22 protein-coding genes are annotated in these 19,265 nt (G+C 61.1%); 10 read left to right on the top strand and 12 right to left on the bottom strand.

The genetic code is table 11. The features are described from left to right. The first annotated feature begins 9 nt into the window (after nucleotides 1-9). Complete coding sequence (locus LG281_RS15830; protein ID WP_404402361.1) at nucleotides 10-1,032, top strand: peptidoglycan -binding protein; 1,023 nt, start codon at nucleotides 10-12, stop codon at nucleotides 1,030-1,032. A gap of 19 nt (nucleotides 1,033-1,051) precedes the next feature. Here LG281_RS15830 and LG281_RS15825 read toward each other — a convergent pair whose 3' ends face one another. Further along, nucleotides 1,052-2,890 (bottom strand): ABC transporter transmembrane domain-containing protein, encoded by a 1,839-nt coding sequence (locus LG281_RS15825; protein ID WP_404402359.1) that lies wholly within the window; start codon nucleotides 2,888-2,890, stop codon nucleotides 1,052-1,054. A gap of 199 nt (nucleotides 2,891-3,089) precedes the next feature. On the opposite strand from LG281_RS15825, the gene rpmE reads away from it, so the two are divergent. Then, complete coding sequence (gene rpmE / locus LG281_RS15820; protein WP_231804147.1) at nucleotides 3,090-3,314, top strand: 50S ribosomal protein L31; 225 nt, start codon at nucleotides 3,090-3,092, stop codon at nucleotides 3,312-3,314. Nucleotides 3,315-3,387: 73 nt separating this feature from the next. Here the strand turns inward: rpmE and LG281_RS15815 are convergent, their stop codons facing one another. Beyond that, complete coding sequence (locus tag LG281_RS15815; protein ID WP_404406796.1) at nucleotides 3,388-3,858, bottom strand: DUF1465 family protein; 471 nt, start codon at nucleotides 3,856-3,858, stop codon at nucleotides 3,388-3,390. A gap of 372 nt (nucleotides 3,859-4,230) precedes the next feature. Beyond that, nucleotides 4,231-4,413 carry a DUF1192 domain-containing protein gene (locus LG281_RS15810; protein ID WP_404402356.1) on the bottom strand — a complete coding sequence of 61 codons (183 nt, stop codon included), beginning with the start codon at nucleotides 4,411-4,413 and terminating at the stop codon, nucleotides 4,231-4,233. Nucleotides 4,414-4,497: 84 nt separating this feature from the next. Between LG281_RS15810 and LG281_RS15805 the strand changes: the two genes are divergently transcribed. From LG281_RS15805 to LG281_RS15795, 3 genes are all read left to right on the top strand, one after another. Beyond that, nucleotides 4,498-5,493, top strand: coding sequence for an NAD(P)H-quinone oxidoreductase (locus tag LG281_RS15805; protein WP_404402354.1), 996 nt, complete (start codon nucleotides 4,498-4,500; stop codon nucleotides 5,491-5,493). Between the two features lie 119 nt (nucleotides 5,494-5,612). Further along, nucleotides 5,613-6,353, top strand: a complete 741-nt coding sequence (locus tag LG281_RS15800) for a DUF1013 domain-containing protein (RefSeq protein WP_404402352.1) — start codon at nucleotides 5,613-5,615, stop codon at nucleotides 6,351-6,353. 135 nt (nucleotides 6,354-6,488) lie between these two features. After that, on the top strand, nucleotides 6,489-7,247 hold the full coding sequence (locus tag LG281_RS15795) for a sulfite exporter TauE/SafE family protein (RefSeq protein ID WP_404402350.1): 759 nt from the start codon (nucleotides 6,489-6,491) through the stop codon (nucleotides 7,245-7,247). A gap of 78 nt (nucleotides 7,248-7,325) precedes the next feature. Here the strand turns inward: LG281_RS15795 and LG281_RS15790 are convergent, their stop codons facing one another. Continuing rightward, nucleotides 7,326-7,505 carry a YdcH family protein gene (locus tag LG281_RS15790; protein WP_404402348.1) on the bottom strand — a complete coding sequence of 60 codons (180 nt, stop codon included), beginning with the start codon at nucleotides 7,503-7,505 and terminating at the stop codon, nucleotides 7,326-7,328. Between the two features lie 144 nt (nucleotides 7,506-7,649). Between LG281_RS15790 and LG281_RS15785 the strand changes: the two genes are divergently transcribed. From LG281_RS15785 to rpsU, 4 genes are all read left to right on the top strand, one after another. Further along, nucleotides 7,650-7,865 carry a YdcH family protein gene (locus LG281_RS15785; RefSeq protein ID WP_404402346.1) on the top strand — a complete coding sequence of 72 codons (216 nt, stop codon included), beginning with the start codon at nucleotides 7,650-7,652 and terminating at the stop codon, nucleotides 7,863-7,865. Between the two features lie 114 nt (nucleotides 7,866-7,979). Next, entirely contained in the window at nucleotides 7,980-8,444 is a 465-nt protein-coding gene (gene purE / locus LG281_RS15780) for a 5-(carboxyamino)imidazole ribonucleotide mutase (protein ID WP_404406794.1), read from the top strand. Beyond that, nucleotides 8,437-9,522 (top strand): 5-(carboxyamino)imidazole ribonucleotide synthase, encoded by a 1,086-nt coding sequence (locus tag LG281_RS15775; protein WP_404402344.1) that lies wholly within the window; start codon nucleotides 8,437-8,439, stop codon nucleotides 9,520-9,522. Before purE ends, LG281_RS15775 begins: the two co-directional genes overlap by 8 nt. A 93-nt stretch (nucleotides 9,523-9,615) precedes the next feature. Further along, entirely contained in the window at nucleotides 9,616-9,897 is a 282-nt protein-coding gene (gene rpsU / locus LG281_RS15770) for a 30S ribosomal protein S21 (protein ID WP_404406792.1), read from the top strand. 163 nt (nucleotides 9,898-10,060) lie between these two features. On the opposite strand, the gene LG281_RS15765 is transcribed toward rpsU, so the two are convergent. From LG281_RS15765 to LG281_RS15730, 8 genes are all read right to left on the bottom strand, one after another. Beyond that, entirely contained in the window at nucleotides 10,061-10,858 is a 798-nt protein-coding gene (locus LG281_RS15765; protein ID WP_404402342.1) for an alpha/beta hydrolase, read from the bottom strand. A gap of 59 nt (nucleotides 10,859-10,917) precedes the next feature. Further along, nucleotides 10,918-11,400, bottom strand: coding sequence for a hypothetical protein (locus tag LG281_RS15760; RefSeq protein ID WP_404402340.1), 483 nt, complete (start codon nucleotides 11,398-11,400; stop codon nucleotides 10,918-10,920). Next, nucleotides 11,397-12,047 carry a DsbA family oxidoreductase gene (locus LG281_RS15755; RefSeq protein WP_404402338.1) on the bottom strand — a complete coding sequence of 217 codons (651 nt, stop codon included), beginning with the start codon at nucleotides 12,045-12,047 and terminating at the stop codon, nucleotides 11,397-11,399. Before LG281_RS15755 ends, LG281_RS15760 begins: the two co-directional genes overlap by 4 nt. 129 nt (nucleotides 12,048-12,176) lie before the next feature. Next, on the bottom strand, nucleotides 12,177-13,583 hold the full coding sequence (locus tag LG281_RS15750; RefSeq protein ID WP_404402336.1) for an NAD(P)(+) transhydrogenase (Re/Si-specific) subunit beta: 1,407 nt from the start codon (nucleotides 13,581-13,583) through the stop codon (nucleotides 12,177-12,179). Nucleotides 13,584-13,589: 6 nt separating this feature from the next. Continuing rightward, entirely contained in the window at nucleotides 13,590-13,892 is a 303-nt protein-coding gene (locus LG281_RS15745) for a proton-translocating transhydrogenase family protein (RefSeq protein ID WP_231804681.1), read from the bottom strand. Next, on the bottom strand, nucleotides 13,892-15,325 hold the full coding sequence (locus LG281_RS15740; RefSeq protein WP_404402334.1) for a Re/Si-specific NAD(P)(+) transhydrogenase subunit alpha: 1,434 nt from the start codon (nucleotides 15,323-15,325) through the stop codon (nucleotides 13,892-13,894). The genes LG281_RS15745 and LG281_RS15740 overlap by 1 nt, the downstream gene beginning before the upstream one ends. A gap of 123 nt (nucleotides 15,326-15,448) precedes the next feature. Then, nucleotides 15,449-15,622 (bottom strand): aa3-type cytochrome c oxidase subunit IV, encoded by a 174-nt coding sequence (locus tag LG281_RS15735; protein WP_404402332.1) that lies wholly within the window; start codon nucleotides 15,620-15,622, stop codon nucleotides 15,449-15,451. A 23-nt stretch (nucleotides 15,623-15,645) separates the two neighbouring features. Continuing rightward, nucleotides 15,646-17,460: a M3 family oligoendopeptidase gene (locus tag LG281_RS15730; protein WP_404402330.1), complete on the bottom strand. Its 1,815-nt coding sequence runs from the start codon at nucleotides 17,458-17,460 to the stop codon at nucleotides 15,646-15,648. Between the two features lie 203 nt (nucleotides 17,461-17,663). Between LG281_RS15730 and LG281_RS15725 the strand changes: the two genes are divergently transcribed. Beyond that, nucleotides 17,664-19,151 carry a sigma-54-dependent transcriptional regulator gene (locus LG281_RS15725; RefSeq protein ID WP_404402328.1) on the top strand — a complete coding sequence of 496 codons (1,488 nt, stop codon included), beginning with the start codon at nucleotides 17,664-17,666 and terminating at the stop codon, nucleotides 19,149-19,151. The last annotated feature ends 114 nt before the right edge of the window (nucleotides 19,152-19,265 follow it).

Here is a 19,265-nt window from a genome sequence, read left to right as displayed (position 1 = left end):
CCGTAACCGATGGCCCTCGCCCGTCGCACATCCGAGCGCCCCAGCTTCTGGCCGGGTTACGTCGACGCGCTGTCGAGCCTGTTGCTGGTCATTATCTTCCTATTGTCGATCTTCATGATCGCCCAGTTCTTCCTCAACCAGGAAATCCTGGGACAGGATACGGCCATGCAGCGGCTCAACGCCCAGATCGCGGAACTGACGGAATTGCTCCAACTCGAGCGCGCCAACGCCGACGATCTCGAACTGACCATCGCCTCGCTCTCGGCAACGCTTGAAAATACCCGCGAAGAACGCGACAGCCTCGAACAGCAACTCTCCGGCATCGGCGCGGGCTTCGGCGATGCGCAGGACCGAATTTCGGGCCTTGAAGCCGAACTTGCCGCCGAAGAGGAACTCAGCCGCGAGGCTGAAGCCCAGGTCGCGCTCCTCAACCAGCAGCTCGCCGCGCTCCGCCAGCAGATCGGCGCGCTCGAAGCCGCACTCGACGCCGCCGAACAGCGCGACGTGGAAAGCCGCACCCAGATCGCCGATCTCGGCCGCCGCCTGAACCTTGCGCTCGCCCAGCGCGTGCAGGACCTTTCCCGCTATCGGTCGGACTTCTTCGGCCGCATGCGCGAGGCACTCGAAGGCCGCTCCGACGTCGAAATCGTCGGCGACCGCTTCGTCTTCCAATCCGAGGTGCTATTCGATGCCGGCCAAGCGCAGATCTCCGCGGAAGGCAGCGACCAGATTTCTGCGCTCGCCGACGCCATTCTCGAACTCGAAGAGCAAATCCCGCCCGACATCCCCTGGGTGCTGCGTATCGACGGTCACACCGACCGGCGTCCCATCTCGACCCCGCAATTTCCATCGAACTGGGAGCTATCGGCAGCGCGCGCCATTTCCGTGGCCAAGCAATTGGTGGCAGAGGGTGTCCCCCCCAACCGCCTCGTCGCCGCCGGCTTCGGCGAATTCGCACCGCTCGACCCGGCGGATACCGAGGAGGCTTATCGGCGCAACAGGCGGATCGAGTTCAAGCTGACTGAGGGATGAGCCGCCGGGTGTGGGATACTTACCCAGCCGCAGCAGCCTCCCCCTCCGCCAACCGGAACTGCAGCTTGGCCAGTTCCGCATACCGCCCGCCCTTTGCAACCAGCTCGTCATGCGTGCCCTCATCGATGAGCGCGCCCTTTTCGAGCACAAGGATGCGGTCGGCATTGCGGATCGTCGCCAGCCGGTGTGCGATGACCAGCGTCGTTCGGCCTTCCATCAATCGCTCCAACGCCTTCTGCACAAGATGCTCGCTTTGTGCGTCGAGCGCGCTTGTGGCCTCGTCGAGTAGCAGGATTGGCGCGTCCTTCAATAGCGCGCGTGCAATCGCAATGCGCTGCTTTTGCCCACCCGAAAGCATCACGCCACGCTCGCCGACCACGGTGTCGTACCCGGCCTCAAGCTCGGATACGAAATCATGCACGAGCGCGGCCTTCGCCGCCGCTTCGATCTCGGCATCCGTCGCGTCCAGCCTGCCCAACCGGATGTTTTCGGCAACCGTTCCCGCAAAGATTACCGGCTCCTGATCCACCGAAGCGAGCCGCATGCGCAGCTGCGCAGGATCCGCATCGCGCACATCCACGCCATCGACGGTCACACGGCCCGAGCGCACATCGTAGAACCGCTGCAGCAAGGCAAAGACGGTTGTCTTGCCCGCCCCCGACGCGCCTACCAGCGCGACCGTCTGTCCCGGCGCGACGGCAAAGCTCAGATTGCGCAGGATCGGCGCATCGTCGCGCGTGATATAGGTGAAACTCACATCCTCGAATGCTACCGTGCCCTCGGGCGGCTCGGGAAGCGCAACTGGATCGGGCCGGACGGGCAATCCCGGTTCGGTGTCGAGCAGCTCGAAAAGCCGCTCGGTCGCCCCGGCCACATGCTGGAGCGTGCCGAACACCTCGCTCATATTGGTGAGCGAACTGGTCGCAACGACGGCGTAGATGCCGAATTGGGCGAGTTCTCCTGTGGTCACCGCTCCTGAAAACACCGCCTGGCTGCCCAGCCAGACGAGCGCCACCATGGCCGTGGTGCCAACGAACATCACCGCGCCGATGAGGAGGGAGCGCGTCAGAAGCCGTGTCAGTTCGGCTCGGAAGCTCGCTTCGGAATACGTGCCGAACAGGCGTTTCTGCTCGCTCTCCTGCACGAAGGACTTGATGGTCTTGACCGACGAAAGTGTCTCGGTGGCCATCGCCGAGATATCCGCCAAGGTCGACTGCGTCTTGCGCGAGGCCTTACGCATGCGCCGGCCGAAATAGACCAACGGCAGCACGACGATCGGTATGATGACGATAACGCCAAGCGCGAGCTGGAAGCTGGTGAGGAACATCATACCCACCGCGCCGACCATCAGGATCGCCGACCGCAAGAACAGGGACGCCGATGACCCGATGGCATTTCGGATAACAGTCACGTCCGCGTTGAGCCGCGATGTCAGTTCGCCAACGCGATTGACGTCAAAAAACGTCGCATCGAGCGTCAGAAGGTGCTCGAAGACCGCCTTGCGCAAATCGGTAATGACCCGTTCGCCGACAACGGAAATGAAATAATACCGCGCGCCCGCCGATACCGCCATCACGGCAGCGATGATGACGATCACCCAAGCATAGCCCGAAACCACCTCGATATTCCGGGTGATAAACCCCTCGTCGATGAAGTTGCCCGCAAGCGCGGGAATCGACAAAGAGGCAATGGCCGCGACGAGCAGAAACACCAGCGTCCAGAACACACGCACCGGATAGCGCATGACAAACGGCACCAGCCGGCCCAGCGCGGCGAAAGACGTTGCCTTCGCGCTGGTCTTGAGACGAGGAGGTTCCGTGGCGGTGCTGCTTTCCGCCTGCTCAGTCATATCCGGCATGGACTTTGATACTTTTCATCTTCGATGCCGAGCCTAGATAGGGCGTCACGACCGTGTGAGCAACCAAAGAGAGCCAAATGAGCGTAAATGCCGCCCTTGCACTTTGCCGCATCTTTGGGTAAAAGCCCGGCCAACAGCTTTTTGAGACATGCTATGTCCGGGCGCCGCGCGCGCCCGTTTGATTTAGGGCCGAACGACCATGAAGAAAGATCTGCACCCCGACTATCACTTCATCACCGTCGTGATGACCGATGGCACCGAATACAAGACCCGCTCGACCTATGGCAGCGAGGGTGACACGCTTCGGCTCGACATCGACCCCAAGACGCACCCGGCCTGGACCGGTGGCTCGGGTCGCCTGGTTGACCGCGGCGGCCGCGTCTCGCGCTTCAAGGAAAAGTTCAAGGGCATTCTGGGCTCGTAAGCTCTGCGCTCTTGAAAGCAAAAAAGCCCGGCCAATTGCGCCGGGCTTTTTTTGTTCGAACCGTAGTAGGCTCTTATGACCGCCCGAATGCCTGTTTGAGCCTGTCGAGCTGCGCCGAAACCCCGTTCTCCGGATTGGCTGGCGGCAACTCTTCCTCACCGCGCTCGATCCTGTCGAACTTGACCACGCGCGCGAACAGCCGATCGCCCTTCTGGATATAGCCGCGCATGCGCTCCGGCAGATCGTCCCAGCCCGGCCCACCGCGCTCGGACGGCAGCGCGGAAAACTTCACCTTTGCCTTTTCCGCGCGCGCCTGTTCGAAGCTGATCTCACCCTCGCTGACCGCACGATGCAGCAAAAGCCAGGACGCCAACTGCATCAGCCGCGTCGTGAGCCGCATGCTTTCGGTTGCATAAAGGAACGAAGCGTCGCGATCGAGCCCCGCGGACTCCGCCCGCCCGTCGCCATCGAGATAGGCCGCGACCTCTTCGATGAGACTCATGCCCTCGCGGTAAAGCAGGTCGAACCCGCCCGAACTCATCATGCGCGCGGCGAGCGATACCGCCTCACGCTTGGGAGCGTTTTTCTCATCCACGCCGTTCGCGTCCTTTGTTCTACGCAATACACTTAAAACTGGGCGCTATCTTAGGCACAAATGGGGAAAGAGGTCATTAACGCGCCCAATCCGGTTTGCGATTAGGCTTAATATCCCCAACGCGCCCCCAAAAAAGAAAAAAGAGCCGTCAGATGAACGGCTCTCGAAAGTTAACAGGGAGGCGTCAAACAGAGGGAAGGAACCGCTCTGAAGGACCCAGTTCGAAAACTGGAATAAGCAAACCCTAAACCGGCCCGGTTAATTTAGCATTAATACGCATAAAATTTTTAACCCTGACACTTTATGAACGTCGACGCGTGTTCAGAACTTGAACACTGCATCGGCTTCTGACCGGCTTTGCGTCTTGTTTTCAATCGCTTTTTCCAGGCGCTCGATTTCCGCTTTGAGGATCGCGATGCGCTCATGCAACTCGTCGACCGAAAGCGAATCGAGCACCATCCCCACTTCATGTGCCTGCGGCTTTGGCTTGTCCTCTTCGTCCATGGCGTATCTCCGCACCTGACATTCTTCCCACTTGCGTTATTCTGCCGCCCAACCTTCTCTCGGTCCATGACAAATCACGATCAAATGCTTGCAATCGCCATCAATGGTTCGGGTGGTCCTAACGTACTGACACCAATCGAAACCGAAAAGCCCGTTCCCGCCTCTGGTGAGGTACTGGTCAAGGTCGCCGCAGCAGGTGTCAACGGCCCCGATATCTCCCAGCGCGAAGGCCGCTACGCCCCTCCGCGAGACGCCTCGCCGCTGCCCGGCCTGGAGGTCTCGGGCATCGTCGAAGTCGTCGGCAGCAATGTTGCCGCCTTCGGCCCCGGCGATGCCGTCGTTGCCCTCACCAACGGCGGCGGCTACGCCGAATACGTCACCGCGCCCGCCGGCCAGGTCCTGCCGAAGCCCGAAAGCTGGAGCTGGATCGAAGCCGCCACGATCCCCGAGACCTTCTTCACCATTCAGCAGACCCTCGTCGAACGCGCCGGCCTCGCCGCTGACAAGACCGTTCTCATCCATGGCGGCTCGGGAGGTCTCGGCACCACCGCGATCCAGATGACAAAGCTTTTCGGCGGTACGGCGATCGCCACGGTCTCAACCGAAGAGAAGGCCGCTTACGCCAGGCAAATGGGCGCAGATGCGGCCATAAACTACCGGGAGGAGGATTTCGTCGAACGCACGCTCGCGCTCACGAACGGCAAAGGTGCCGATATCATCGTCGACATCATCGCGGGCAGCTACGCCAACCGGAACCTCAAAGCCGCCGCCCCAGGAGGCCACATTCTCCAGCTCGCCATCCGCGAAGGCGCGAAGTCGGAAATCAACATGGGACTGATTCTCATGAAAGCCCTGACGATCTCAGGCTCGACGCTCCGCCCCAAATCTGCCGCCGACAAGACCCGCTATGCCAGCGCGCTCAAGCAGATCGTATGGCCCGCCATAGCCAACCGCCGCATTCGCCCACCCCGTATCCGCACCTTCCCCCTCGCGGCAGCCGCTGACGCGCATCGTGCCATGGAAGCGCCCGATCACTACGGCAAGATTGTCCTCGTTACCGAATTCGGCGTCAGCTTATGATTAACATTGCATCAAGCCCATCCCCCGACTATAAGGTGCCCTAAACTTCCCCGCATTTCGTCAGTTGGACAAAGCGGGCGGCCCTGAAAGACCGGGCCGCGGCTCAGGAGAAATTTATCATGGCCCCTCAATTGCTGATGCCCAAGGCGACCGCCGTCTGGCTCGTCGAGAACACCGCGCTGACCTTCAAGCAGATCGCCGATTTCTGCACCCTGCACCCGCTCGAGGTCCAAGGCATTGCCGATGGCGACGTCGCCGCCGGCATTAAGGGTGTGAGCCCGATCCAGAACGGTCAGCTGACCCGCGAGGAAATCGCCAGGGGCGAGGCCGACGAAAGCTACAAGCTCAGGATTTCCGAACCTAAAGTGAAGGTCGCCGCCCCCAAGCGCCGTGGCCCGCGCTACACCCCGACCTCGCGTCGGCATGAGCGCCCCAACGCGATCAAATGGCTGGTGCGGAACCATCCTGAACTTAAGGACGCGCAGATCATGCGGCTCGTCGGCACCACCAAGTCGACCATCGAGGCCGTGCGTGAAGGCACCCACTGGAATTCCGCCAATTTGACCGCAATGGATCCGGTGACGCTTGGGCTGTGTGGCCAGGTCGAGCTCGATATGGAAGTCCGCAAGGCCGCTCGCAGCGCCGGCATCGCCGAGGTCGAGCCGGAGGGCACTCGCCTTTTGACCGCCGAGGAAGCGCTCTCACGCGCGCAGGTCGAAGGCTATGAGGACGATGAATCCGCCGCTCAGGAAGGCGTCGCTATGAGCACCGAGGACGACACCGAATATGAGGCGGAATCGGTCTTTGCAAAACTGAAGTCCTTGAAGGGCGAACGCACCGACGAAGACGATCAGGACTGACCTCCCGCAGCAAGATCATGCGATAAGCCCGGCTGCCGAACGCAGTCGGGCCTTTTTGTGTCCAAGGGCATTGACTTTGCCCGGCCAAAATTGCGCTATGGCGCCACCCGCCCAAACATTTTAGCCCCGAGCCCGATGTTCGATCCCGTCTTCCTCAGCGTTGCCATGCTGGCCGTTTTCCTTGTCGGCCTTGCCAAGTCCGGTCTTCTGGCGAGCATCGGCGTCGTCGGGGTTCCACTTCTGACCCTGGTCATGCCCGCCCGCGATGCCGCCGGCATGATGCTGCCCTTGCTCCTCGTGATGGACGCCATAGCGGTTTTCGTCTACCGCCGCGATGTTGACTGGAAGATCTTCTGGATCCTCCTCCCTGGCGCGCTGGTTGGCACGGGCGTCGCCTGGGCGCTCTCGGCAGTCGTGACTGAGGCTGCCGTACGGTTGGTGATCGGTATTATCGCGCTCTTGTTCGTGCTCGATGCTTGGCTGCCATTGCGCAAAAAACTCGAAGGCCTGCCACCTTCGCGTGGTTGGGGCACGTTCTGGGGCGCAGTCGCCGGCTTCACAAGCTTCGTGAGCCATACTGGCGGTCCACCGGTCCAGATCTACATGCTGCCCCTGCGGCTGCCACCCGCAATTTTCGCGGGCACGAATGCCGTATTCTTCGCGGTGGTCAATACGCTCAAGCTGATCCCTTATTTCACGCTCGGACAATTGTCCGCGACCAATATGCAAACTTCGGCGGTACTGATCCCCGTTGCCATCGGCGGCATGCTGCTGGGCGTCTTTCTCGTCCGCCGGATCGATACGACCCTCTTTTACCGGATCGCGTACATCCTGATCTTTCTGCTTTCGCTGAAGCTCATCTATGACGGGATCTCGGGAAGCTTTTTTGCCTGACTCAAAAACGCGCAATAAAAAAGGCCGCAGCTCGCGCCGTGGCCTCACAGAGACTTGCTTATAAACGCAAAAGCCGGATCAGTGGGTGGTTTCCCCCTGCTGCGCTCGGGCCATCTGATCCTTGACTTCGAGCTTCTTACGCTTGAGAGCGGCGATGAGCAGCGCGTCACGCGCCGGATGGCGCATTTCCTGCTCGATCTTGCGTTCCAAATCCTGATGCCGCCGCTCCAGGGACGTGATGTAAGTCTGTGAGGTCATTGTCACTCCTTTCATCATTGGACGACAATATCGTCACAAACTTTCGCGCCTTTGTCCATTGGCAAATCTGTGGCAATAAGAACTGTGAATTGTGCCGCGCCGGAAGGTTAATCCGGCCTTAAAACGGAGGCTTGCCAGGGAAAAATGCTGCCGATCGACAAGGAACAGCAGGCACGCCTGGGCCTGGAGCTTGCAACCAAGCGCCAGGAACACGCCGATCTCGATGCGGCCATTCATACCCTCCAGGCATCAGGCCTTGCCGATGTCACGCTGATCCAGCGACTCAAGAAGCGCAAGCTTGCGCTAAAGGACCGCATCACCCAACTCGAACGCATACTGTTACCCGACATCATCGCGTGAAGTCGATCTCACAATGGCCGCGTGCTTGATGCTTTCAACCGTATCGGCTACAGCCACGCTTTAGGCTTTATAGGGGAAGAGGCCGTGCCGCTATCGCCGCCGATCGCCATCGTCATGGGCAGCCAGTCCGACTGGCCCACAATGCGCTTCGCTGCCGAAACGCTCGATGCGCTCAAAATCGACTATGAGGCACGCATCGTCTCGGCCCACAGAACCCCCATGCGCATGGTCGATTTCGCCACCGCCGCGCGCGAAGACGGGTTCAAGGTGATTATTGCCGGCGCCGGTGGCGCTGCGCATCTGCCGGGCATGATCGCGTCGATGACGACGCTGCCTGTCTTCGGCGTCCCGGTCGAAAGCAAGGCGCTGCGCGGCGAGGACAGCCTCCTTTCGATCGTCCAGATGCCCGGCGGCGTTCCCGTCGGAACGCTCGCCATCGGTAAGGCCGGCGCCATCAACGCGGCGCTTCTGGCCGCGTCGGTCCTGTCGCTCTCGGACGATGCCCTCGCCGACCGCCTCGCCGACTGGCGCCAAACGCAGTCCGACGCCGTCCCGGAGTTCCCCAAAGACGATGCCTGATCCCTCTCCTCTCGGCACCCGCATCGGCATTCTCGGCGGCGGCCAACTCGGTCGCATGCTCTCTCTCGCCGCAAGCCAGTTGGGTATGCGCACGCATATCTTCTGCCCTGACGCGGAAAGCCCGGCCTTCGAAGTCACTCCCTGCAAAACCGTCGCCGCCTATAATGACACAACCGCGCTCGAAGCCTTCGCGCGGCAGGTGGATATTGTCACCTATGAGTTCGAGAACGTCCCGCTTGAAACCGCGACAATTCTCGAAAAGCATGTCCCCATCTTGCCTGGCCCAAAGGCTCTTGAAGTCTCCCAGGACCGCCTCGCCGAGAAAGCCTTTCTGACCGAAGCCGGTGTGACCGTAGCGCCTTACCGCGCTGTGACCACTCGCGAAAGCCTCGACGCCGCCATCGCGGAAATCGGCCTTCCCGCCGTGCTCAAGACCACGCGTCTAGGCTATGATGGCAAGGGCCAACGCACACTCCACACGCAGGAAGACGCAGACAAGGCTTTCGACGAAATCGGCGGGGTCGATCTCGTCCTTGAGGCGTTCGTTCGGTTCGAGCGCGAAATCTCCGTTATCGTCGCACGGGGACGGGACGGCGCGACCGTCACCTATGACGTCGCTGAAAACGTCCACAAGAACCACATCCTGAAAACGAGCACCCTGCCAGCCGATATCGACACCGCCACAGCAGAAGCCGCCGCGAAGGCCGCGAAAATCATCGCCACCGCGCTCGGTTATGTCGGAGTCATGGGCATCGAATTCTTCGTTGCCGAGAGCGGCAACGCCGGCCTCCTGGTCAACGAAATCGCCCCGCGCGTCCACAATTCCGGGCATTGGACACAGGCCGTCTGCGTCACCGACCAGTTCGAAAACCATATGCGCGCAATCCTCGGTTGGCCTTTGGGAGACACGACGCGGATGGCCGATGTGGTCATGGAAAATCTCATCGGTGACGAAATCCACGGCATCGCCGAAAACCTAACTCCTGGCGTCCAGCCGCACGTCTACGGCAAGACCGAAGCCCGCGCGGGCCGCAAGATGGGCCATATCAACCGCGTGAAGCTCCAAAAACGACGCTGACACAGGCATTTTGCGGCAAACCAGTGGACAACACCCGACTCATCTGATAGTAACCGCCTCCACGGTGACTGGCATGTGCTGGTCGGCGCCGGGATTGTTTCGTCCCGACGTTTTTCAATTAACAGTAGATTATTTGAAAGGGCGGTGTTCCGCGTGCAAGTAGTCGTTCGCGATAACAATGTCGATCAGGCGCTTCGGGCGCTCAAGAAGAAGTTGCAGCGCGAAGGCGTCTTCCGCGAGATGAAGCTGCGCAACTATTACGAGAAGCCTTCCGAAAAGAAGGCGCGCCAGAAGGCCGAGGCTATCCGCCGGGCCCGCAAACTGGCCCGTAAGCGCGCGCAGCGCGAAGCTGGTCTTACGGCTGGCCGTCGCTAAGAGCCCTGTCAGCAAAAGTGGACACCACTTTTGCGGTTCCACAGCGCCACAGAAAAATTTCTCGCCAGGAAGCTTCTTTTCGACAGATAAGAACGCTTATTGCTCGAAACGCCGTCCCTAACCGGACGGCGTTTTGCATTGGGCCTTCGACATCGGCAGGCTCCTAACCCGCACCGTTGAAAAACGCCTGCGCCCGGTCCCAGATGCCCCGTCGCCACAAATCCGAATGACCCGCGCCCTCCTCGATCCACAGGTCGGCCGGGTTGGGTACATCGGCGTAAAGCCGCTCGGCGTTCGAAACCGAGATGGTCGTATCCGCCGTCCCGTGCGCAACGAAAACCGGCTCCTCGACATCTCCGATCCATTCATTGGACGGGAACGGGTCGAACATCAAAAGTCCAACCGGCACATACGGATAGCGCTCGGAGGCGACATTGACCGCCGAATAGAACGGCGTCTCCAAAAGCACCGCTTCCGCATCCCGCTGGCTCGCGACCCAGACCGCGGGAGAGGCGCCCAGCGAACGGCCCCAGATCAGGATATCCTCGGCGCGTTCATCCACCCAGTCGAACGCCGCAACGGCATCGGCCAACATGTTGTCCTGCGTGATCTCCCCGGGCGAGGTCGGGAACCCGCGATAGTCGAATGCCAGGACCCCATAGCCTGCCTCGGCAAATGTCTCGTAGCGTTCGTGTTCGGAGGTGAAGCTGCCCGAGTTGCCCTTGTAATAAAGGATCGTTGGCATCCCGTCAGCACCGGCGAAATACCAGCCCGTCAGGTTCTGTCCGTCCTCGGTCGGAATGCTGACGACGTCGCCGGGAAACGCCGTCTCGGCAATCTCGGTGACCTCACCGTCCGGGAAAAAGAAAAACGCCCGCTGATTGAGATAGAGATACCCGAGCAAGGCGCCATAGACGACGGCAATGACAACGACCAGAACGATGACGATCTTCTTGAGCATGAGCGGCCGACCTCCTTATTATTGATTGCGCCGTTTGTATCGCGTCGCGCGTCGGACGGCTACAGCTCCGTCGCCCACCGCATCTGCTCATTGCTCTCGACTGCTCCTGGCACGCCCTCGCGCAGTGCGGCAAGCGCATCTCCTGGCGCCCAGCCCATCTCGACGAGCAGGCGCAAGGCCAGCATGCCGGACCGTCCCTGCCCGCCCCGGCAATGGACGAGCACGGCCTTACCATCTTCAAGCTGTTCGAGCAGTCGGTCGCGTATGGCAGGCCAGCGTTTCGCACTCTCCCCGGATGGCCCGCCATAGTCGGCAATGGGCAGATGGATCCACTCGACACCGCCGGCGATCAGGCGCGCGCCGAGCCCATCGGCTCCCGTGGCGGCCATTTCATTCTCGCCCGTTAACGACACGACGATATCGGGCCGCCAGTCGAAAACCACGTCGAGATCTGCATCCAAAGCGCCGGTTACCCCTGGGAGGCGGCACATACCGACGCAACCGCCGTTGGCGAGATCGACTTGCCAGATCGAAAAACTCATTGCTGCGGCAATGCCTCCTCGCCCATCGCGATCCGGAACGCCCGCGCGAACACGTCCGCAGGCTGCCCGCCCGAAAGCGCGAATTTATTATTGAAGATGAAAAACGGCACCCCGTTGATCCCCTGTTGGCTGGCCGATAGCGCCATGGCCTGGGTAGTTCGGGCTTCGCTTTCATCGTCAAGCAGAGCCAGCGCCGCCTCGCGCGTATATCCGTGCTCCGCCGCAATATCGGCAAGCAGACCCTTGTCGGTAATGTTCTTGCCTTCAAGGAAATAGACCGCTGCAAACGCCTTGGCGAGCGGATACTGATGCTCCGGCGCCGCCGCGCGGATGAGCGTGTGGCAAGCGATTGTGGGATAGCTCATCGGTTGTACCGAGATATCCAGAGGCACGCCCGCCTCCCGCGCCATAGCCTCGACCCGCGCCTGCATCGGCTCCGGATCGCTGCCGTATTTCGCGCGCAGCCGTTCCTTGGTGTTCTCGCCTTCCTCGGGAAGATCGGGATCGAGCAGGAAGGGATGATGCGTGACCTCGACCTTGACGTCATCGCCAAGCGCAGCAATCGCCTGATCGAGCCGCGCCGTGCCCACGAGGCACCAGGGGCAGATGACGTCGGTGAAAAGGTCGATACGGATGGTCTCGGTCATGAAAAATCCTTTCGTTCGCGCCCAATATCGCGATCCGGCACTGACCGGACAAGTACGAACCCCGATGTAAGTTAAACAAAAAAGAGGCCCGCCAATGGCGGGCCTCGATCACATGTTCCTGTTCTCGGCTTAATGCTCGAGCGTCTTGACGATGGCCTCTGTCATCTTCTTGGCGTCGCCGAAGAGCATCATGGTGTTGTCGCGGAAGAACAGTTCGTTCTGCACGCCCGCGTAGCCCGCGCTCATACCGCGCTTCAGGAACAGCACCGTACCGGCGTCCTCGACGTTCAGAACCGGCATGCCGTAGATCGGCGAGGTCTTGTCGGTCTTGGCCGAAGGATTGGTGACATCGTTCGCACCGATGACGAACGCGACATCCGCCTCGCGGAATTCCGAGTTGATATCCTCGAGCTCGAACACCTCGTCATACGGCACGTTGGCCTCCGCCAAGAGCACGTTCATGTGCCCCGGCATACGGCCTGCCACCGGATGGATCGCATATTTGACCTCGACCCCGGCCTCCTTGAGCGCGTCGGCCATTTCCCGCAGCGAGTGCTGTGCCTGCGCCACCGCCATGCCATAACCCGGCACAATGATGACTTTGGACGCGTTCTGCATAAGGAAGGCCGCGTCTTCCGCCGAGCCCTGCTTGACCGGGCGATCTTCCTCTTCCCCGGCTGCCGCCGCGGCATCGTCGCCGCCGAAGCCCCCGAGGATCACAGAGATGAAGCTGCGGTTCATCGCCCGGCACATGATATAGGAAAGGATTGCACCCGAGGAGCCAACCAACGCGCCGGTGATGATGAGCGCGGTATTGCCCAGCGTGAACCCGATACCGGCGGCCGCCCACCCCGAATAGGAGTTGAGCATCGAAACCACCACCGGCATGTCCGCGCCCCCGATCGGGATGATCATCAACCCGCCGAGAACCAGCGCGAGGATGGCGACGAGCCAGAAGAGCCACGGATTGGCCGTCATCGCGAAAGCGATCACCAGCACGATCAGCGCAGCACCAATAGCAAGGTGAATCATGTGCCGGTTCGGTAGCAGGATCGGCTTGCCCGACATACGGCCGTCGAGCTTGGCGAACGCAATCACCGACCCGGTGAAGGTAAAGGCGCCGATTGCGGTGCCGATGCTCATTTCAACGAGCGCCTGCGCATGGATATGCCCCGGCTCGCCGATGCCGAACGCCACCGGCGCATAAAGCGCCGCCGCCGCCACGAACACGGCGGCAAGGCCGACCAGCGAGTGGAACGCCGCAACGAGCTGCGGCATCGCCGTCATCGGCACACCGCGCGCGATATAGGCACCGATACCGCCGCCGATGGCAAGCCCGAGAACGATCAGCGCCCAGGCGAACGGATCGGTCGGCGCGGCAATCGCCAGCGTCGTGAGGATCGCAATCCCCATGCCGATCATGCCGAACATATTGCCCTGGCGGGCAAGCGTCGGGGAGGACAGCCCGCGAAGGGCCAGAATGAACAGGATCCCTGCAACAAGATAGAGCAGGGCCGCGATATTTGCTGAAATCATCGTTTCTTAGCCCTTCTTCTTGTACATCGCCAGCATGCGCTGGGTGACGAGGAACCCGCCGAAAATATTCACGCTCGCCATGATGAGCGCGAGAAAGCCGAACCAGCGCGCCGGTCCGCCATTGTCGACAAGGTTCACCCCCACAGCGAGCAGCGCGCCCACCACGATCACCGAAGAGATCGCGTTGGTCACCGCCATCAACGGGGTGTGAAGGGCTGGCGTCACGCTCCAGACGACGTAATAGCCGACGAAGATCGCCAGAACGAAAATCGAGAGGAAAAAGAAGAAAGGATCGACAACCCCACCCATCATGCGTCTCCGTCTTTTTTCGCCGCCGGCTTGCGCGCGGTGGTCTTGCGTGTCGTGGATTTGCTGGCAGCCGGTTTGGCCGTAGATTTAGCCGCAGCGGATTTGGCAGCCGCCGGTTTGGAGACCGTGCCCGACTTCGCCGCTGTCGCCTTCTTGGCAGCAGGCTTCGCGGCAGGCTTGTCTGCAGCCGCGGGCTTGGACGCGCTGGCCGTCTTGGCAGCGCTTGCCTTGGCGCCTGCGGTCCTGGACGTGTTTGCCTTGGAAGCCGTCGACTTGGCGGCCGTTTTCTTCGCCGCAGGTTTCGGCGCAGCATCTGCGAAATTCGGATGCACCACGGCCCCGTCGCGGGTCAAAAGCGTTGCCTTCACCAGCTCATCGTCCCAATTGACCTTGAGCGCCTTGGCCTCCTTGTCGACCATGGTCTCGAGGAACGCCAGAAGGTTCTTGGCATAAAGCTGCGATGCCGTGGCCGGAATCCTGCCCTGCAGATTGGTGATCCCGATAATCGTCACGTCCTTGTGGACGATCGTCTCACCCGGCTTGGTCAATTCGACGTTCCCGCCGCGCTCGGCGGCAAGATCGACGATCACCGAACCCGGAGCCATCGATTCCACCATCGCCTTGGTGACGAGCTTGGGTGCCGGCCGGCCTGGAATGAGCGCGGTCGTGATGACGATGTCCTGCTTGGCGATGTGCGAAGCGACGAGCTCGGCCTGCGCAGCCTGCTCTTCTTTCGTCAACTCACGCGCATACCCGCCCTCGCCCGAGGCGTCCTTGAGCGCCTCGGTCATGATGAACTTTGCGCCCAGCGATTCCACCTGCTCGCCGGCAGCGGCACGCACGTCGGTCGCCGAGACCGCGCCGCCCAGCCGCTTGGCCGTCGCGATCGCCTGCAGTCCGGCAACGCCCGCGCCCATGACAAAGACCTTCGCCGCGCGCACCGTGCCCGCCGCCGTCATCATCATCGGCAGCGCGCGTCCGTATGCGTGCGCGGCTTCGATTACCGCCTGATAACCCGCCAGGTTCGCCTGGCTCGAAAGGATGTCCATCACCTGCGCGCGGGTGATGCGCGGCATGAACTCCATGGTGAATGCCGAGAACCCGGCCTTGGCCAGTGCGGCGATGTCGCTTTCATGCCCGTAGGGGTCAAGCGCGCCGATCACCAGCGCATCTTTTTTCGCCCCTTTGAGTGCGCTTGCCGCCGGCCGCCGCACGGTCAGGACGATATCGGCGTCCTTGAGCGCCGCCGCTGCGGTCGCCTCAACCTTGGCGCCGGCATCGGTGTAATGGCTATCGAGGATGCGCGAGGCCTCGCCCGCGCCCTTTTCGACACTGACGCTTGCGCCCAGCCCGATGAATTTCGCGATCGTCTCGGGCGTCGCGGCAACACGGGTCTCCCCCTCGGCGCGCTCCCGCAATATGGCTATTTTCATGAAGTGTCCCTTCCGGCACGACCCGCCGCTTGCGGCAGGTGCCTTGATTCCATCGCTTCCGGGCTTACATCCGCAAACGGGTGGCCGGCTTTCCCCCTGGCTTCACGCTACCGGGGTACGACCTTAGTAGACGAGAGTGAGATAGAGGATGACGAGCAACGCCGAGACGGCGATGACGCCCCATTTGGCAAGCCGAAGGAACGCCCCGTAGGTACGCGCATGCTCGGCAAAATCGATTTCTTTCTGTTTGGCACTGACCGGTTTGTTCGAGATGGTCACGCTTTGCTGTTCTGCCATAGTCTTTCTTTCCCCTAGTGTATTCAGCCCTTTGCGGACTGTGCAGCTTCGAGCTCGTCGATAAGCTTTTCGATCATCGAAAGCCCGAGCGACCAGAAATCCGGATCGCGGGCATCAAGACCGAACGGCGCCAGAAGCTCGGAATGGTGTTTCGACCCCCCGGCCCTGAGCAGTTCGAAATACCGCTCGGCAAACCCCTCGGAAGCCTTTTCATACTGCGCGTAAAGCGAGTTAACAAGGCAGTCGCCAAACGCATAGGCATAGACGTAAAAGGGCACGTGTATGAAATGTCCTATATACGACCATAGGACTTGATATCCATCGTTGAGGCGAATTCCCGGACCTAGACTTTCGGATGATACCTCCATCCAGAACGCCTCGATCTCCTCAGTCCGCAGTTCCCCCTGCCGGCGTGCGGTATGCACCTTGCGCTCGAACGAATAGAACGAGATTTGCCGCACGACGGTGTTGAGCATATCCTCGATCTTCGACGCCAGAAGCGCGCTCCGCTGCCTCGGGTCCGCGGTCTTTTCGAGGATCGCGCGGAAGGTCAGCATCTCGCCGAAAACGCTCGCCGTCTCCGCCAGCGTAAGCGGCGTCGACGCCATCAGCTCACCCTGCCCGGCGGCCAGCCGCTGATGCACGCCGTGCCCGAGTTCATGCGCGAGGGTCATGATGTCCCGCGTTTTGCCCATGTAGTTGAGCATCAGATACGGGTGCACCTTGGTAACCGTCGGATGAGCGAACGCTCCACTCGCCTTGCCTTCGCGCACCGGCGCATCGATCCAGCCCTTCGTAAAGAACGGCTCCGCAATCTCCACGAGCTTAGGCGAAAACCGCCCATAGGCGTCGAGCACGGTTGTCTTCGCGCTCTCCCAGTCGAACACCCTATTGTCGCTGTCCGGCAACGGCGCATTGCGGTCCCAGGCGTCCAGTTTGTCCTTGCCGAACCACTTGGCCTTCATCTGATAGTATCGATGCGAAAGCCGTGGATAAGCCTCGATCACCGCCTTTTCCAGCGCGTCGACAACTTCGCGTTCCACAGAATTGGCGAGGTGCTGACTGTCGGCGATGTCCTTATATCCCCGCCAGCGGTCGGAGATTTCCTTATCCTTGGCGAGCACGTTGGTAATGTGGGTGAAAAGCCGGATGTTCGCCGAGAGCGTCTTGGTCAGCGCGCCAAACGCGGATTTGCGCTTTTCCTCCTTGGGGTCCGACATCAAGCTCAGCGTCTGCTCGATCCCCAACGTCTCCCCGTCCACATCGAATTTGAGCGCCGCGACGGTTTCGTCATAGAGCCGGTTCCATGCAGCGTGGCCAGTGACATACTTGTCGTGGAAGAGCTCTTCCACCCGGTTCTCGAGCTGATGGGGCCGCGCCTTGCGCAATTCGGTGAACCACGGCTTGTAATACGCCAACGCCGCATCCCGCTCGAACGCGGCATCGAGCGTCACATCGGGAATGCGGTTGATTTCGAGTGTGAAGAAGATTAGGCGCGTCGAAAGGCTCGTGAGCTTTTCCTGCATGTCGCCCAGGAACTTCACGCGGTCGGGATCCCCGGTATTCTGCGCGTAGTGGAGATAGGAAAACGAGCCGATCCGCCCCATTACGCCTTCGAGCGCCTCATAGCGTTTGACCGCATCGGCAAGCTTATCCTCGCCCACCAGCACTTCGAGCCGGCCTTTGTAGTCGGCCTCGAACGCTTTGGTCTCGGTCTCGAGATGCGCAAGATCGTTCTTGAGTTCCTTCGAGTCGACGCCAGGATAAAGATCGGAAAGGTCCCACTCGGGCAGGTTCCCTAACGGGCCTGAATGGGGCTGAGGCTGGGCTGCGGACATCGGTCGACTCCGGAATAAAGGCGGCAGATCGGGAGATTTCCCGGCGCGCACCTTATCCAGCCCGCCCCAAGGTGCCAAGGGCCGTTCGAGCCGCGCTCGGTGCTTAAAACCCTGTTAAGCGATCAGGCATAGCCTGCCCCATATCGGCACACATGCGATTCGCGTGGTGCCGCCAGAATATGCGTATCCAGTCGCGGGCAAGTATGCACAAAGTCCTGATCGTCGATGACGACCCCATCCAATGCCGTCTCACCAGTGAAACCGTCTCCAGGGCGGGCTTTGATCCCATTGCCGTCGAGTCTGGTCACGAGGCAATGAGCGTCCTGCGCAAACGGACGGGCATCGGGGCGGTGATTCTCGATCTGGTCATGCCCGATATGGATGGCATGGCCGTGCTTGAGGCCATGAAGCGTGAAGGGATCGTTGTCCCCGTCATCGTCCAGACCGCGCAGTCTTCGCTCGATACCGTCGTATCGGCGATGCGGCTCGGGGCGACCGACTTCTTCGTCAAACCCGTGGCCCCCGAGCGCATTACTATCTCGCTGCGCAACGCCATGAAAATGGGCACGCTCGAAACAACGTTACGCGCTGAGCGCAACAAGCGCGCCCGCACCTTCGGCTTCGCCCACATCATCGGCACCAGCCCCGCAATCAACCGCGCCATCGCACTGGGCAAAAAAGCAGCGGCGAGCACCATTCCGGTTCTCATCGAGGGGGAATCGGGCACCGGCAAGGAAGTCCTCGCCCGCGCCATACAGGGCTCCGGCGAGCGCTCGGGAAAACCCTTCATTACCATCAATTGCGGCGCCATCCCGCCCAACCTCGTCGAATCCACGCTCTTCGGCCACGTCAAAGGTGCCTTCACCGGCGCTGTGGCCGACGCGCCGGGGAAGTTCCGCGAAGCCCACAACGGCACTTTGTTCCTTGACGAAGTGGGCGAATTGCCTCTCGAAACCCAGGTGAAGCTCCTGCGCGCGCTGCAGGAAGGCGAAATCGAACCCGTGGGCGCGTCCAAGCCGGTCAAGGTCAACGTCCGCGTCATTTCGGCGACCAACCGGCGGCTATTGAATCTCGCCAGGGACGGCCATTTCCGAGAGGATCTATACTATCGTCTCAACGTGTTCCCCATCTACATGCCGCCCCTGCGGGACCGGCGAGAGGATATCCCTGCCCTTGTCGAGCATTTCATCGCCCGCTTTGCCGCCGAGGAAGGCCGTCGGGTCAGCGCCATCGGCCCCGACGCGCTCGACATGCTCAAGGCCCACAATTGGCCGGGGAATATCCGCCAGCTTGAGAACGCCATCTTCCGCGCCGTCGTTCTCGCGGAAACCATGACACTTCGAACGGGCGACTTCCCGCAGATCCTCGCCGCTCAGCGCGGAACCGAAACCGCCAGGAACGAAGCGGCCCAGATAGCGGCCCCTGTAGCACCGATCCATATCGACAACGCCCCTCCGCTCCCCCGGCTGCCCGTTATCAACCCCACGACCATTCCCGACCGCTTCCTCGACGATGATGGCAACCTCCTGCCGCTCGCCGAGATCGAAAAGGATCTCATCGCCTTCGCGATCGATTTCAACGCCGGTCGCATGGCCCAAGTCGCGCGGCAGTTGGGCATCGGACGATCCACCCTTTACCGCAAGCTCAAGGAATACGGGCTCGACGGCTCCGAGGGTTCCAATGTTGCGTGAAAGCCGCAGATCCCCGGCAAACACTGTTCACAAACCCGACAGTGTGTTGGCGCCTTCACCGCCCTCCGGTAAATTTGAACATCAAGGAGTTTCGCCGAAATCAAAGGCGGCTTC

Source organism: Pelagibacterium halotolerans, assembly GCF_044811015.1.
Taxonomy (GTDB): Bacteria; Pseudomonadota; Alphaproteobacteria; order Rhizobiales; family Devosiaceae; genus Pelagibacterium; species Pelagibacterium halotolerans_A.
The sequence above is the reverse complement of the archived record's forward strand: the minus strand, read 5'-3'. Positions and strand labels throughout refer to the sequence as shown.

What these genes read in the sequence shown, in the direction of transcription:
- LG281_RS15745 (WP_231804681.1), bottom strand. Translation starts at nt 13,892, where the DNA reads ATGGGTGGGGTTGTCGATCCTTTCTTCTTTTTCCTCTCGATTTTCGTT.
- LG281_RS15830 (WP_404402361.1), top strand. Translation starts at nt 10, where the DNA reads ATGGCCCTCGCCCGTCGCACATCCGAGCGCCCCAGCTTCTGGCCGGGT.
- LG281_RS15800 (WP_404402352.1), top strand. Translation starts at nt 5,613, where the DNA reads ATGGCCCCTCAATTGCTGATGCCCAAGGCGACCGCCGTCTGGCTCGTC.
- LG281_RS15810 (WP_404402356.1), bottom strand. Translation starts at nt 4,413, where the DNA reads ATGGACGAAGAGGACAAGCCAAAGCCGCAGGCACATGAAGTGGGGATG.
- LG281_RS15815 (WP_404406796.1), bottom strand. Translation starts at nt 3,858, where the DNA reads ATGATGAGTTCGGGCGGGTTCGACCTGCTTTACCGCGAGGGCATGAGT.
- LG281_RS15775 (WP_404402344.1), top strand. Translation starts at nt 8,437, where the DNA reads ATGCCTGATCCCTCTCCTCTCGGCACCCGCATCGGCATTCTCGGCGGC.
- LG281_RS15790 (WP_404402348.1), bottom strand. Translation starts at nt 7,505, where the DNA reads ATGACCTCACAGACTTACATCACGTCCCTGGAGCGGCGGCATCAGGAT.
- rpmE (WP_231804147.1), top strand. Translation starts at nt 3,090, where the DNA reads ATGAAGAAAGATCTGCACCCCGACTATCACTTCATCACCGTCGTGATG.
- LG281_RS15730 (WP_404402330.1), bottom strand. Translation starts at nt 17,460, where the DNA reads ATGTCCGCAGCCCAGCCTCAGCCCCATTCAGGCCCGTTAGGGAACCTG.
- LG281_RS15725 (WP_404402328.1), top strand. Translation starts at nt 17,664, where the DNA reads ATGCACAAAGTCCTGATCGTCGATGACGACCCCATCCAATGCCGTCTC.
- LG281_RS15825 (WP_404402359.1), bottom strand. Translation starts at nt 2,890, where the DNA reads ATGCCGGATATGACTGAGCAGGCGGAAAGCAGCACCGCCACGGAACCT.
- LG281_RS15765 (WP_404402342.1), bottom strand. Translation starts at nt 10,858, where the DNA reads ATGCTCAAGAAGATCGTCATCGTTCTGGTCGTTGTCATTGCCGTCGTC.
- LG281_RS15755 (WP_404402338.1), bottom strand. Translation starts at nt 12,047, where the DNA reads ATGACCGAGACCATCCGTATCGACCTTTTCACCGACGTCATCTGCCCC.
- LG281_RS15750 (WP_404402336.1), bottom strand. Translation starts at nt 13,583, where the DNA reads ATGATTTCAGCAAATATCGCGGCCCTGCTCTATCTTGTTGCAGGGATC.
- LG281_RS15805 (WP_404402354.1), top strand. Translation starts at nt 4,498, where the DNA reads ATGCTTGCAATCGCCATCAATGGTTCGGGTGGTCCTAACGTACTGACA.
- LG281_RS15785 (WP_404402346.1), top strand. Translation starts at nt 7,650, where the DNA reads ATGCTGCCGATCGACAAGGAACAGCAGGCACGCCTGGGCCTGGAGCTT.
- LG281_RS15760 (WP_404402340.1), bottom strand. Translation starts at nt 11,400, where the DNA reads ATGAGTTTTTCGATCTGGCAAGTCGATCTCGCCAACGGCGGTTGCGTC.
- LG281_RS15795 (WP_404402350.1), top strand. Translation starts at nt 6,489, where the DNA reads ATGTTCGATCCCGTCTTCCTCAGCGTTGCCATGCTGGCCGTTTTCCTT.
- LG281_RS15735 (WP_404402332.1), bottom strand. Translation starts at nt 15,622, where the DNA reads ATGGCAGAACAGCAAAGCGTGACCATCTCGAACAAACCGGTCAGTGCC.
- purE (WP_404406794.1), top strand. Translation starts at nt 7,980, where the DNA reads ATGGGCAGCCAGTCCGACTGGCCCACAATGCGCTTCGCTGCCGAAACG.
- LG281_RS15740 (WP_404402334.1), bottom strand. Translation starts at nt 15,325, where the DNA reads ATGAAAATAGCCATATTGCGGGAGCGCGCCGAGGGGGAGACCCGTGTT.